Below are 13,578 nucleotides of genomic sequence, written 5' to 3'. Positions count from 1 at the left end.
CCCCCCATCAGCCGAGCCCGTCCTCCGCGATGCGCAGCAGCAGGGCGTGCAGGGACTCGCGCTCGGCCGCGTCCAAGGGGCCGAGGAGTTCGTTCGTCACGCGCAGGCCGGCCTCGTCGGTGTCGCGCAGGAAGGCGCGGCCGTCCTCGCTGAGTACCACGATGCGGCTGCGGCGGTCGTCGGGGGAGGGGCGGCGCTCGGCGAAGCCCAGCTTCTCCAGGTCGTCGACCAGGCCGACGATGGCGCTCGGGTCGTAGCCGAGCCGGGTGCTCAGCTCGCGCTGCAGGGCACCGTCGGAGGTGGCGAGGAAGCGCAGCACCGCGTAGTGGCGCAGCCGCAGCCCCGACTCCTGCAGGAACGTGTTGAACAGCTGCCCGGAGCGCAGCCCCAGGCGGTACAGGAGGTAGCCCGTGTCGGCGTGCAGCCCGCGCATCCAGGGCTCGTCCGCGTCGATCCGGGCTGCGTTCGTGGCGTGCTGGCGGGTGATGGCGGGCTCCCTGGTCTCGGCCCCGGAGGGCGAAGTGCTTCGTGCAGATTCCAGCATGTCTCACCCGTAGGTCATCAACAACTATTGACGTCAACAATTATTGCTCTTAGCTTCGATCTCGAAGCCGCACCACCCGCATCAGCTCGTGAAGGGACCCACCCGTGTCCAGCATCGATCTCTCCGGCAAGGTCGCCGTCGTCACCGGCAGCGGCCGGGGCCTCGGCCTCGCCTACGCGCACGCCCTGGCCGCCCACGGCGCGTCCGTGGTCGTCAACGACGTCGACGAGGCCGTGGCCGAGGCGGCCGTGAAGTCCATCACCGAGGCGGGCGGCACGGCCGTCGCCGAGGTCGTCCCGGTCGGCACGACCGAGGCGGCGGACCGGCTGGTCAACAGGGCCGTCGAGGAGTTCGGGCGGCTGGACATCCTGGTCACCAACGCCGGCATCCTGCGCGACAAGGTGCTGTGGAAGATGACCGACGACGACTTCGACGCGGTGATCACCACCCACCTCAAGGGCACCTTCACCTGCGCCCGCGCCGCCGCGGTCCGCATGCGCGAGCAGAGCGAGGGCGGCACCCTGATCCTGGTCGGCTCCCCGGCCGGCCAGCGCGGCAACTTCGGGCAGACGAACTACGCCGCCGCCAAGGCCGGCATCGCCGCCTTCGCCCGCACCTGGTCGATGGAGCTGGGCCGCGCGAACATCACCGTCAACGCGATCGTGCCGGTCGCCGCGACCGCGATGACCGAGACGATCCCGGCCTTCGCGCCGTACGTCGAGGCCCTGAAGAACGGGCAGCCCTTCCCGGACTTCCTGCGCAAGGGCGAGGGCTTCGGCACCCCGGAGGACTGCGCGGCCCTGGTCCCCTTCCTGGCCTCCGAGGCCGCCCGCTCCATCACCGGCCAGGCCATCGGCATCGGCGGCGACAAGGTGGCACTCTGGTCGCATCCGCAGGAGATCAAGACGGCGTACGCGGACGGCGGCTGGAGCCCCGAGACCCTGGCCGACGTCTTCCCCACCTCGGTCGGCGCCGAGCTGCAGAGCGTCGGCATCCCCGCCCCGAAGTTCCCGGAGGCCTGACCATGACGACGACCCTCAACGTCGAGGAACTCGTCGCGATCGACGTCCACACCCACGCGGAGGTGTCCTCCAAGGGCCACTCCTCCCTGGACGACGACCTGCACGACGCCTCCTCCGCCTACTTCAAGGTCGAGGGCAAGCGGAAGCCGACGCTTCAGGAGACGGCCGCCTACTACCGGGAGCGGAAGATGGCCGCCGTGATCTTCACGGTGGACGCCGAGTCCGCGACCGGCACCCCGCCCGTCCCGAACGAGGAGGTCGCCGAGGCCGCGGCCGCCAACTCCGACGTCCTCATCCCCTTCGCCTCCATCGACCCCTTCCGCGGCAGGGCGGGCGTGAAGCAGGCCCGCCGTCTGGTCGAGGAGTACGGGGTGCGGGGCTTCAAGTTCCACCCGAGCATCCAGGGCTTCTTCCCCAACGACCGCTCGGTGGCGTACGACCTCTACGAGGTGATCGAGGAGACGGGCACGATCGCCCTGTTCCACACGGGCCAGACGGGCATCGGCGCCGGAGTCCCGGGCGGGGGCGGCATCCGCCTGAAGTACTCCAACCCCCTCCACGTGGACGACGTGGCCGCCGACTTCCCGCACCTGAAGATCATCCTGGCGCACCCGTCCTTCCCCTGGCAGGACGAGGCCCTCGCCGTCGCCACGCACAAGCCGGGCGTGCACATCGACCTGTCCGGCTGGTCGCCGAAGTACTTCCCGCCGCAGCTCGTGCAGTACGCGAACACGCTGCTGAAGGACAAGGTCCTCTTCGGCTCCGACTTCCCCGTCCTCACCCCCGACCGCTGGCTCGCCGACTTCGAGAAGCTGCCGATCAAGGACGAGGTCAAGCCGAAGATCCTCAAGGAGAACGCCGCCCGCCTGCTCGGGCTGACCAAGCCATAAGGGGCCGGACATGCGCAATGAGGGACTGGGGTCGTGGCCCGCACGCCGGGCCCGCAAGACCCCGCACCGCACCGCCCTGATCCATGGCGGCACCCCGCTCACGTACGCGCAGCTGTACGACCGAACCACCCGCCTCGCCCACGCCCTGCGCGCCCGGGGCATAAGGCGCGGCGACCGCATCGCCTACCTCGGCCCGAACCACCCCTCCTACCTGGAGACCCTGTTCGCCGCGGGCACGCTCGGCGCGGTCTTCGTACCGCTCAACACCCGCCTCGCGGGCCCGGAGATCGCCTTCCAGCTCGCCGACTCGGGCGCGAAGGCCCTCGTCTACGGGCCCTCGCACACGGGCCTGGTCGCCGGTCTGCCCGGCAACACCGACGTCCGTGCGTACGTCGAAGTGGGCGCCGACTACGAGGAGGCGGTGGCCTCCGCGGCGACCGACCCCATCGACGAGCCGGTCGTCCCCGACGACACCTGCATCATCATGTACACATCGGGGACGACCGGCCGCCCCAAGGGCGCGATGCTCACGCACGGCAACCTGACCTGGAACGCGATCAACGTCCTGGTCGACACCGACCTGATCGCCGACGAACGCGCCCTGGTCTCGGCCCCGTTGTTCCACACGGCGGGCCTGAACATGCTGGCCCTGCCCGTGCTGCTGAAGGGCGGCACCTGCGTCCTGGTCGAGGCCTTCGACCCGAACGCGACCTTCGACCTGATCGAAGAGCACCGGATCACCTTCATGTTCGGCGTGCCGACCATGTTCGAGCAGGTGGCCCGGCACCCGCGCTGGCCGGACGCCGACCTGTCGTCGTTGAGGATCCTGACCTGCGGCGGCTCCCCGGTCTCGACACCGCTCATCGCCGCCTACCAGGAGCGAGGGCTCACCTTCCTCCAGGGCTACGGCATGACGGAGGCGTCCCCCGGCACGCTGTTCCTGGACGCGGAGCACGCGGTCAGCAAGGCCGGTTCGGCGGGTGTGCCGCACTTCTTCAGCGACGTTCGCGTCGTACGGCCGGACTTCGCGCCGGTCGACGTCGACGAGACCGGCGAGGTCGTGGTCCGCGGACCGCACGTCATGCCCGGCTACTGGGGACTGCCCGAGGAGACGGCCGCCTCCTTCGCCAACGGCTGGTTCCGCAGCGGGGACGCGGCTCGGGTCGACGAGGACGGTTACGTCCACATCGTCGACCGCATCAAGGACATGATCATCTCCGGCGGCGAGAACATCTACCCCGCAGAGATCGAGGACCTGATCCTCTCCCTCCCCGACATCGTCGAGTGCGCGGTCATCGGCGTACCGGACGAAAAGTGGGGTGAGGTGCCGCGCGCGGTCGTCGTGCCCCGCGAGGGCGCCTCGGTCGACCCCGACGAGGTGCTGGCCTCGCTGGCCGGACGCCTCGCCAAGTACAAGATCCCGAAGTCGGTGGTGCTCGCGGACGAACTCCCGCGCACCGCCTCCGGGAAGCTCCTCAAGTCCCGCGTGCGCAAGCGCTACGGCACGAACTGACACCCTCAAGGAAAAGGTCACTCATGAGCGTCACCGTCAACGGCATCGAGGAACTGAAGAAGCTTGCGGGCAGCGACCTGGGCACCAGCGAATGGATAGAGGTCACCCAGGAGCGCATCAACACCTTCGCCGACGCCACCGGCGACCACCAGTGGATCCACGTGGACCCGGAGAAGGCCGCCGAGGGCCCCTTCGGCGCCCCGATCGCCCACGGCTACCTCACCCTCTCCCTCTTCATCCCCCTGTTCACCGAGCTGCTGGACGTCCAGGGCGTCACCACGAAGGTCAACTACGGCCTGAACAAGGTCCGTTTCCCCTCCCCGGTGAAGGCCGGCTCCAAGATCCGCCTGGTCGGCAAGCTGGCGGACGTGGAGGACGTGCCGGGCGGAGTGCAGATCACCGTCGACGGCACCATCGAGATCGAGGGCGGCGCCAAGCCGGCCGCCGTACTGCAGAGCCTGTCCCGCTTCTACGCCTGATCGGCGCGGACCGGCACCACATCGAGAAGGCGTTTCGCGGCGTCCTGCGCGAGCGGCGTGAGCCGGTCGTGCACCGTCCGGAACGTCTTCTCGGCGTGCTCGGCCGGCCAGTCGTCCGGCAGGTGCCGCACCGGCAGCCGCGGATCGCGGCGGATGATCCGCAGCCACTCCATCTGCAGGCGCAACCGCAGCGCGAGCGCCTCGTCGGGGTCCGGCAGCCGTGTCTCCCACGGCTGCCAGCGTCGTACGAACTCCTTGTAGCCCGCGGCGAGTTCGGTCAGCTCCCAGGTCTCCTCGATCATCGCGCCGATGTCCGTGCCGGCGTCGGCGTGCGCGCGGAAGACCTTCACATGGGCGGCGAGCCCGAGCTCGGTCACCAGCTCCGACACGTCGACCTCGCCCGGCGCGATCCACAGGCCGCCGAACAGCGGACCGAAACCGCTCCAGGTGAGCTTGGAGCGCAGGTCGTGGCGCTGGCGCTGCCAGGACTCCGGGAGGGAGAAGCCGAGCAGGGTCCAGGTGCCGTCCCAGTTCCGGTTGACGGCGCCGGTGTGCCAGATGCGGCGTTCGCCGTCACGCAGCACCGCCGTCGAGTGCTCGGTCAGGCCGAAGTACATCCTGCGGCCCTCGCGCTGCCGGCGCAGCAGCCCGCGGTTGACCATCCGGGTCAGTGTCGAGCGGGTCGCCTGCTCGCCGACCCCGAGGCGCTCGAAGACGTCGATCACACTGCCCGAGTACACGCAGACGTCCCGCCCGAGCACCTGGTCGCCGAGGAAGGTGAGCAGAAGGGACTGGGGCCGCAATGACTCTTCACCGGTCATGCGGCCCACCGTACGACGCGTCCGATCAGTTGGTGACTTGCCGGTACGAGTACACGGTCGTCGCCAGCGCGCATGCGCCCGGCGGGATGACCTCCGCCCGCAGGGTGCCGGTCTTCACCTCGTAGTCGACTCCCTCCGCCTCGAAGGTGCCGTCCGTGCACAGGCTGCGCTGCGGCAGGCCGAACAGGGCCTTCACCGAGCCGGTGATCGGCTGCCCGTCCAGCTTGTGCGGGAGGTCGACCTGGAGGAGCGGGCGGCTGAACGGGAACAGCTGACCCGAGGCGTCGTCCGAGGCACACACCAGCCGGGTGCCCGTCACGAAGTCGCAGCCCTGGATGTTGCGCACCGGCTTGTCCAGGGTGATCTGCCAGGCCTCCTTCAGATCACCGCCCTTGGGCGGGGTGGACGGGTTGAGCAGCGGGGCGGGAAAGACCTGGAGTCTGTTCTGGTCGCCCCACTCGCCCGACACCAGCCACTGCGCGTCGGGCGAGACGGTCGCGAAGGAGTTGTTGACCTTCTCGCCCGGGTTGAGCCGGTGCACGTACTCATAGCGCTTCCCGGCCGGTGTGGTGACCGCGAACATCTTCGACGTGGCCGCGTCGGCGCCCTGGTAGGCGTCGAAGGTGTAGCCGCGCGCGATGTCCGGGTCACCGACGTGGTTCCAGCCCTTGATTCTCAGGTCCAGTGGGATGTCGGCGAGGCCGCGGTGGAGGAGCGAGCCGTTCGCACGGCTCGCCAGCCCCTGTCCGCCGCCCAGCGTGTCCGTGTACGACGTACCGGTCTGCACCCAGTGGGTTTCGCCGGATGCGAAGGCGCTGGAAGCGCTGAGGGTCAGAGCACCGAATAACGAGGCCAGAAGGACGAGATGACGCTTCATCAGGCACCTGCCACGTCGACGAATACGGGGTTCGAATAGAACCACGTATCCGCCCACGGGTCACCGTTTCCGGGCTCGTGCGGAATCGGCCCGTTCGGGTCGATCGAGGCACCCAGATAGCCCGTGCCATGGCGCTTGCCGTCGCTGCCGCGCAGCCGGACGTAGAAGGACTCGTCCCCAGCGGTCAGCGGGATGCGCAGGGTGTACGTCCCCTTCCGGCCGGACACGTCCTTCGTCTGTACGACCTTGGTGTCGGGCGCCTTCCACGTGTCGCGGTCGGTCACGGTGCCGCGCACCGCGCCCCGGATCACGTCCACGTGCGCCAACTCGGGCAGGATGCCCTGGGGGTTGGCCCGCGAGGCGGTCGTGACGGTGACGTAGAGCGTGATCTTCTCGCCCTTGCGGACACGCAGCCGCCCGCCCAGCGTCACGCCCCGGCCGGCGTCGCAGTCCCGCTTCAGCCGGACGTCGAGTCCGTCGAGCAGATGCCCGTGGTCGAGCCAGACGCGGCCGGCGCGCAGGCCCGCCATCACGGCGCGGTAGCCGTAGCGGGTCACGCCGACGTGGGTGCGGCTGAACTCGCCCGGCCAGAAGTCGCTGCCGGGCTGCGGGGTGTCGGTGTTGACCGGGTCGGGGAGCTTGCCGGTGTTGTCGAAGTTCTGCCCGGCCGGCCAGTCGCCGTTCTTCCAGGTGTCGAAGACGGTGCGGTGGTTGTCGGAGTTGGTGGTGATCGTGAACAGCCGGCCCTCGGCGAGCATCGAGTCCCACAGGCCGCCGACGGTCGCGGTCGCCCAGTCGAAGCCGCCGTAGGTGAGGTAGGCGTCGGCCGGGTAGCCCGCCCAGGACTGTGCGGACGGCTTGTTCTCGTACTCGCCGCGGATGGAGGTGGAGCTGCGCCAGCCGGGGATCGCCGCGCCCTGGGCGCCGGGTGCGCCCTCCATGCCGATCATGATCTCGGGGGCCGCGTCCCGCCAGTTGCGCATCTCGTGCGGGGAGTCGATGCCGAGGCGCAGGGGGTGGTTGGCGAGGACGAGGACGTCGTCGACGTAGCCCGAACGGCGCTGCTCGGCCAGCCACTTGATCGCCTTGACGGCGTGGGCCTCGTTGCGGGCGGTGTCCGTGCCCGTCGCGGAGCCGTCGGTGTAGCCGAGGAGCTTGCCGTCGTAGGCCAGCTCGAACCGGGTCAGCAGGTCCGTCTCGCCCGGACCGGGCGCGGCGAAGACCGTGCAGTGCTCGGCGGCCGGGATGTACCACTCCAGGCCCTGGAAGATCAGCTGGCGCGGGTTCTCGGCGCGGGCCTTGAGGATCTCCTTGTGCTCCAGCGCCGCGCCGTAGTAGGCGTGCCCGAAGTTGGAGTGCTCGTTGAACACCATCCAGTCCAGGCCGTACTTGGCGGCGGCCTGGGCCTGCTGGCTGAACGTGTACTTGGCGTCGTGGCTGTAGACGGAGTGCACGTGGTGGTCGCCGACGAGATAGGCGAGGCGCGGGTCGTCGCCGCCGAAGCCCCGGTCCGGGGTGGCGGCGAGCGCGGGGGTGGCCGCCGACCCGAGGGCGAAGGCGGCGCCGAACAGGCCCGCGCGGCGCATGAGTTGGCGTCTCGACACGCCCTGTGCGTCCAGGGCCGCGGGAGAGACGGACGGGTCGGCCCAGGCGGGCAGCTGCTGCTCGGTCATGATCTTTGGGAGTCCTCTTCGAGGCGTCAGTGGTTCATGAAGGAGGTGACGGGCAGCGCCCGCGAGACGATCCGGACGTCGCCGAGGCGGCCGTGCAGGATCTGGTCGATCTTCCCCGCGTACTCGTAGCCGCCGAGCAGCCACGGCAGCCCGACCGAGGTGATGCCGATCGCGGAGGCCTTGGGGTTGCGGACGACCGGGCAGCCCTCGACGTACAGGGTCGTGTGCCTGCCGTCGTTGACGACCGCCAGGTGCCACCAGGTCTCCAGCGGGGTCTCCTGGCCCCAGTTGGTGGCGATGCCCTCCTGGTTGAGCGGGCGCATCGCCCACTGCGGCTCGCGGTCGTTGGACAGCGACAGCGTGGCGATCGGCTCGTCCGGGTCGTCGGCGGTCTTGCCCGCGGCCCCGCCCGTGCCGGTGCGGCTGACGACGCCGGACCAGGCGTTGTGGTCGGGGTCCCAGTCGGCGGGGAGGCGGTAGAACGCCTCGATGGTGTAACCGCCCCTGAACGTCGCCGAGTTGAGCGGCGCCCCGTCGACCGTCTTCAGGTACGCGCCCTTCAGCGGCGACTTGTAGCCCCGGAACTCCAGGCTGCCGTGGCCGGGTTGGTCGGGGTGGTGGTCGGACGACCAGTTCAGGGCGCCGCCGCCCACCGTGACCAGGGCGAGGTCGTTGCCGCGCCCGGACAGGTCACGGACGGTGCCGCTGACCGCCGCACCGTCGTCGTGGCCGTCGAAGCGCCAGTAGGCGACCGTGCCGGGGATGACGACCTTGGACGCGGGGCGGGCCGGACGGGCGGGCACCGGGGCGAAGCCGGCGAAGCGCTTCTCGAAGTCGATCTCCACCGAGAAGCGGTCCGCGTCGCCGCTGAGCTCGATCTCCTGCCGCTCCAGCTCGTTGATGCCCTTCGCGGCCCTGCCGAGGATCCACGGGGAGATCGTCTCCACGTCGATGACGCCCCGGTCCAGGTCGAAGCGGTAGAGGCGGATCATCGCCGCGCCGCCGAAGTAGCGGTTCTGGTAGTTGGTGAGGTGCAGGTGCACCTCGTTGCCCGCCGCGTTCTTGCGGGTCGCGCGGCCGGCGGGCCAGTAGTGGCCGTTCAGGGTGAGGAAGATCTGGTCGTGGTCCTCGACCAGCTGGTCCCACAGCTGCTGGCCGTACGTCGACAACTGGTCGTCCTCGAGGACCAGTTCATGCGTGGTGAGGATGACGGGCGTCTTCGGGTGCTGCGCGAGGACGTCCTTCGCCCAGGCGTACCCCTTCGCCGACAGCCGCCAGTCCAACGCGAGCACCAGCCATTCGCGGCCCGCCGCCTTGAACAGGTGGTAGGTGTTGTAGCCGTCCGAAGAGGCGCCGCCGAAGGTCGACCCGCCCTTGAACCGCTGGGGTCCGAAGGCGTCCAGGTACGGCGTCGAGCCGCGCTGGTCGTCCGTCGACGACCTCACGTCGTGGTTGCCGGCCAGGACGCTGTAGCCCACGCCCTTGCGGTCCAGCAGCCCGAACGCCTCGCTGATCGCGGCGAACTCGTCCTTGGCGCCGTTCTGGGTGAGGTCGCCCAGGTGGGACAGGAAGACGATGTTCTCGTCCTTGCCGTGCTCCAGCAGGTAGCGCAGGGACGCCTCGACCGGCGCCTTGTCGATGCTGGGCCCGTCGAAGAGGTACTGGGTGTCGGGCATCACCGCGAGCGTGAAGCGGCGGCTGTCGGCGTCCGGCCGCCAGCTGCTCCTCTCGGCCGCTTCCGCTGCGGCCGGCAGCGCGACGCCGGCTGTGGCGGCGGTTGTGGCGGCGGCGCCGAGCAGCGCGGTCGCGCGCAGGAAACTGCGTCTTCCGGCACCGGCCTGGGCGGCCTCGCCCTGGTTGTGGTCATGCGAAGTGCACACGTGTGCTCCGTGGGATGTGACATGTCACATGTGACATACGACAGGAAGGCGGGGGGTTCTACAGAACGCGCAGGGTCCAGCTCCAGCGATGGACGCCCGGTGCGATCCGGTACTCGGGAAAGGTGTCGGGCCCGCACGACGCCGTGCCCAGCCCTCGGTGCGCCGCGTCGATGTGCACCACGCACCCGGAGCGCGGCACCAGCTCGTCATGGTGCGAGGTGGCCGTCAGATCCTCCGCGCGATGCCGGGTGACCGAGACCTGGCGCGGTTCGTCCAGCACGACCGCGAGACCGGTGGCGTCCGGCGCCGACAGCGTGAAGTGCCGTACGCCGTGCCGGCCGCCGCTCTCCTGCGGACGCAGGTAGGGGGTGAACAACTTGTCTACGGGCAGGGCGTGATGGCCGACCGGCGCGCCCGCGCTGCGGTCGGGATACGACTCCCAGGGGCCCTGCCCGAACCACTCCAGCAGATCCAGCCCCGACACCGTCTCGAAGACCGTGCCGACCCGCGCCACGTCGTCGAACTCGTCGGGCAGCTCGGCCTCCTCGTCGATCAGGATGCCGCCCTCGACCGGCGTGAACACCTGCCGGTGCCGTACGACGCCGACCGTGCCGGCGTACTCGGCGTCCACCGTCACCCGGCCGCCGTCCTGCCGCACCGACACCGCCTTGCGGACCAGCGAGTCCAGCCCCCAGGTCCGCCAGTGCACCGCCATGCCGCCGAGCTCGTCGTTGTCCGTGGGCGCACGCCACAGGGACAGCGTGGGGGCGGCGGTCAGCAGGGGGTGGACCAGGAGGCCCTCGTCGTCGAGCTCCACGGCGCCGTCCACGGGGACGTCCCAGGACACGGAGGGCCCGCGCAGCCGGACCTGCGGTGCGCACACCTCGGTGCCGCGCGGCGCCCACGGCTGGTCCTCCGCCGTCGTCACGCGCAGCGTCAGCCAGGCCTCGCCGCCGTCGCGGGGCAGCTCGAAGGGGAGCGGCACGGCGGCCGTCTCGCCGGGCCGCAGCGCGGGCAGTTGGGCGGGCGCGGTCAGCGTGCGGCCGTCGGCCAGGGACAGCCGCCACTCGCCGGTCAGCCAGTCCAGGCCCCGGAAGTGCTGGTGGTTGCCGAGGACGATGCCCTCGTGCTTGAAGCACTCGATGCGCACCGGCGCCGCGATCTCCCGGTGCTCGTACAGCGCCGGCTTCGGGGTGCGGTCGGGGAAGACGACCCCGTCGGCGATGAACGCGCCGTCGTGGATGGTCTCGCCGAAGTCGCCGCCGTACGCCCAGCGGTGGCCGGGCGCGGCGACACCGTTGTCATACAGCCCGGCGCCCGCGCGCCCGACCGGTCTTCCGTCGCTCACGCGTTGCAGAATTCCGTGGTCCCAGAACTCCCAGATGAACCCGCCCTGAAGACCTGGCGTTGACTCGATGGCCGCCCAATGGTCCGCGAGCGTGCCGTTGCTGTTGCCCATCGCGTGCGAGTACTCGCACTGGATGAGCGGCCTGGTCTGCTCGCCCGACAGGGCGTGCGCGACACAGTCCTCCAAGGGCGCGTACATCGGGCAGGCGATGTCGGACACGTCGTCGGTCGCCGCCCAGTCGAGCTTGGCCGCACCTTCGTACTGGATCGGCCGCGTCGGGTCGTGCCGCCGCACCCAGCCCGCCGCCGCGTCGTGATTGGCGCCGTAGTCCGACTCGTTGCCCAGCGACCAGATGATGATCGACGGGTGGTTCTTGTCCCGCAGCACCATCCGCGAGACCCGGTCCACGAAGGCGTTCAGATAGCGCGGGTCGTCGGCGATCTCGTGCGCGTGGTCGTGCGACTCGATGTCGGCCTCGTCGACGACGTAGAAGCCGAGCTCGTCGGCGAGGTCGTAGAGCGTCGGGTCGTTCGGGTAGTGGGAGGTGCGGATCGCGTTGAAGCCGAAGCGTTTGAGCAGGATCAGGTCGGCGCGCATGTCGTCGTACGACACCGTGCGGCCCGTCAGCGGGTGGAAGTCGTGCCGGTTGACGCCCCGGATGAACACGCGCTCGCCGTTGACGAGCAGGTCCCGTCCGACGATCTCGACGTCGCGGAAGCCGATGCGGTGGTGGGAGGAGTCGGCAACGGTGCCGTCCGCGCGGTGCAGACGGACGGTGAGGTCGTACAGCTCGGGCGTCTCGGCGTTCCAGGTGCGCACCTCGGGGACGGTGGCGTGGATGCGGGCCTCGCCGAGGAAGTCGGAGACGCGGTCGTCCTCGGCGTTGGCCCGGTCGAACTCCCGGTCCTGCACGAGGAGTTGACCCTCGAGCTCGCCGCTGACATACCACCCCTCGGGCAGCGCCCCGCGCGCGTCCCGCACCTGGCAGTCGATCCGCAGCTCCCCGTCCTGCCGCGCCCGCACGGTCACGTCGGCGAGGTGCAGGGGATCGCCGGCGTAGAGCAGCACCGACCGTGTGATGCCGCCGTGCCACCACTGGTCCTGGTCCTCGATGTGCGAGGCGTCCGACCACTTCACGACGGTCAGGCGTACGACCGACTGCTCACCGGGACGCACCACGTCCGTGAGGTCGAACTCGGCGGCCAGATGGGAGTCCTTGGAGATGCCGACGGGCCGCCCGTCCACATGCACCAGCAGCACGCTCTCGGCGGCCCCGACCTGCAGCACGATCCGGCGTCCGGCCCACTCGACGGGGACGTCCACCTCGCGCTCGTAGACGCCCGTCGGATTGGCGGCGGGGGAGCCGGGCGGGAACTCGGGGAACGGCATACGGACGTTGGTGTACTGCGGCAGGTCGTCGGTGCCCTGCAGGGTCCAGACGCCGGGGACGTGCGCCGACGACCAGTCACCGCCGACCGGCGCGTCCGGAGCAGGCAGCAACTGGAAACGCCAGTCGCCGTCCAGGGAGAGGGCTCCGGAGCGCCGGTCGACGGCGTTCATGGGCAGGCGCCCGAACGAGGTCAGTTCGGGGGCCGCCCAGGGGCGCAGGGCGAGGAGTGCGTCGGTCATGACCCTTCCGAAGTGGATGGTGGTGTGCGGGAGTCGGAGCTGAGGAGGACGCTGCCCTCGAGGCCCCAGACGGGGTCGACGGTGATGCCGAGACGGTCCAGAACGGTGGGGGCGATGTCGATGAGGCGAGGCGTGTCCAGCTGGGTGCCGCCGGGGACGCCGGGCCCGGCGAGGACGACGAAGACCTCTCGCTCCGCCCGCGTGTCGCCTCCGTGGCCGCCGTTGTCGAGATGCCCGTGGTCCGTGGTGACCACCACGGACCACTGTTCGTCGGCGCGGGCGGGGTCCGAGCGCCGGGCGTCGATCGCCTCCAGCAGCCGTCCGAGATGGGCGTCCTGGGCGAGGAGGGCGTCGTCGTAGGCCGGGCTGAGGGGGCCCGTGGCGTGGCCGGCCTCGTCGGTGGCGCCGAAGTACACGAAGACGACGTCCGGGTCGTCCTTGGTGAGCCAGCGCAGGGCGGTGCGGGCGACGCTGCGGTCCGCGGACCGGTAGCCGCGGAACTCGCCGTTGTAGCGCACACGCCGGCCGATGGCTCGGCCGAGAGTGCCGCGGCGGACCAGTTCCGGCCAGGACACCGCGGCCGCGGTGCGCAGACCGGGCCGCGTGCCGGCGGCGCGGCTGAGGAAGTCGGGGTAGCGGGCGTAGTCGGCACCGGCGAAGTCGTTGCCGGTCACCCCGTGACGGTCGGGCCAGACCCCGGTCAGGATGCTCGACCAACCGGGGCCGGAGTCGGTGTAGGCCATGCTGGTCGACGGCCCGTTCCCGGCCTGGCCGTCGACCTCGCCGTAGGGCAGCAGACTGGTGCCGAAGGCGCCCGCGGCCATCAGGCCGTGCAGCACGGGTGCCGTGGACGGTGAACGGGTCAGCCGGTCGAAGCGCAGCCCGTCCATCCCCACCACCAG

11 protein-coding genes are annotated in these 13,578 nt (G+C 70.5%); 4 read left to right on the top strand and 7 right to left on the bottom strand.

What is annotated here, in order from left to right; all coding sequences use genetic code 11:
• Window positions 1-7: 7 nt before the first annotated feature.
• Entirely contained in the window at window positions 8-433 is a 426-nt protein-coding gene (locus tag ACFY1L_RS03290) for a MarR family winged helix-turn-helix transcriptional regulator (protein ID WP_388818910.1), read from the bottom strand.
• Window positions 434-648: 215 nt separating this feature from the next.
• On the opposite strand from ACFY1L_RS03290, the gene ACFY1L_RS03285 reads away from it, so the two are divergent.
• From ACFY1L_RS03285 to ACFY1L_RS03270, 4 genes are read left to right on the top strand one after another with little or no spacing between them, the layout of a single operon-like run.
• The gene (locus ACFY1L_RS03285; RefSeq protein WP_388817366.1) at window positions 649-1,566 is read left to right on the top strand and encodes an SDR family NAD(P)-dependent oxidoreductase; all 918 of its coding nucleotides are present in this window, start codon (window positions 649-651) and stop codon (window positions 1,564-1,566) included.
• 2 nt (window positions 1,567-1,568) lie between these two features.
• Complete coding sequence (locus tag ACFY1L_RS03280) at window positions 1,569-2,456, top strand: amidohydrolase family protein (protein ID WP_388817363.1); 888 nt, start codon at window positions 1,569-1,571, stop codon at window positions 2,454-2,456.
• Window positions 2,457-2,466: 10 nt separating this feature from the next.
• The gene (gene menE / locus ACFY1L_RS03275; RefSeq protein WP_388817360.1) at window positions 2,467-3,969 is read left to right on the top strand and encodes an o-succinylbenzoate--CoA ligase; all 1,503 of its coding nucleotides are present in this window, start codon (window positions 2,467-2,469) and stop codon (window positions 3,967-3,969) included.
• Window positions 3,970-3,992: 23 nt separating this feature from the next.
• Window positions 3,993-4,448: a MaoC family dehydratase gene (locus ACFY1L_RS03270; protein WP_388817357.1), complete on the top strand. Its 456-nt coding sequence runs from the start codon at window positions 3,993-3,995 to the stop codon at window positions 4,446-4,448.
• Here the strand turns inward: ACFY1L_RS03270 and ACFY1L_RS03265 are convergent.
• From ACFY1L_RS03265 to ACFY1L_RS03240, 6 genes are read right to left on the bottom strand one after another with little or no spacing between them, the layout of a single operon-like run.
• Window positions 4,439-5,269 carry a PaaX family transcriptional regulator C-terminal domain-containing protein gene (locus ACFY1L_RS03265; RefSeq protein WP_388817354.1) on the bottom strand — a complete coding sequence of 277 codons (831 nt, stop codon included), beginning with the start codon at window positions 5,267-5,269 and terminating at the stop codon, window positions 4,439-4,441. The two genes, ACFY1L_RS03270 and ACFY1L_RS03265, sit on opposite strands and share 10 nt — an antisense overlap.
• Window positions 5,270-5,294: 25 nt before the next feature.
• Window positions 5,295-6,146, bottom strand: coding sequence for a hypothetical protein (locus ACFY1L_RS03260; RefSeq protein ID WP_388817352.1), 852 nt, complete (start codon window positions 6,144-6,146; stop codon window positions 5,295-5,297).
• Window positions 6,146-7,819: a PHP domain-containing protein gene (locus ACFY1L_RS03255; RefSeq protein ID WP_388817349.1), complete on the bottom strand. Its 1,674-nt coding sequence runs from the start codon at window positions 7,817-7,819 to the stop codon at window positions 6,146-6,148. The genes ACFY1L_RS03260 and ACFY1L_RS03255 overlap by 1 nt, the downstream gene beginning before the upstream one ends.
• 26 nt (window positions 7,820-7,845) lie before the next feature.
• Window positions 7,846-9,699, bottom strand: coding sequence for a LamG-like jellyroll fold domain-containing protein (locus ACFY1L_RS03250; protein ID WP_388817346.1), 1,854 nt, complete (start codon window positions 9,697-9,699; stop codon window positions 7,846-7,848).
• A gap of 58 nt (window positions 9,700-9,757) precedes the next feature.
• On the bottom strand, window positions 9,758-12,676 hold the full coding sequence (locus tag ACFY1L_RS03245) for a glycoside hydrolase family 2 TIM barrel-domain containing protein (protein ID WP_388817343.1): 2,919 nt from the start codon (window positions 12,674-12,676) through the stop codon (window positions 9,758-9,760).
• Window positions 12,673-13,566: an alkaline phosphatase family protein gene (locus ACFY1L_RS03240; protein WP_388818907.1), complete on the bottom strand. Its 894-nt coding sequence runs from the start codon at window positions 13,564-13,566 to the stop codon at window positions 12,673-12,675. Before ACFY1L_RS03240 ends, ACFY1L_RS03245 begins: the two co-directional genes overlap by 4 nt.
• Window positions 13,567-13,578: the final 12 nt, after the last annotated feature.

It is taken from the genome of Streptomyces sp. NPDC001663 (assembly GCF_042893105.1).
Lineage (GTDB): Bacteria > Actinomycetota > Actinomycetes > Streptomycetales > Streptomycetaceae > Streptomyces.
Note: the sequence above shows the minus strand (reverse complement) of the source record. Positions and strands in the feature narration are given on the sequence as shown.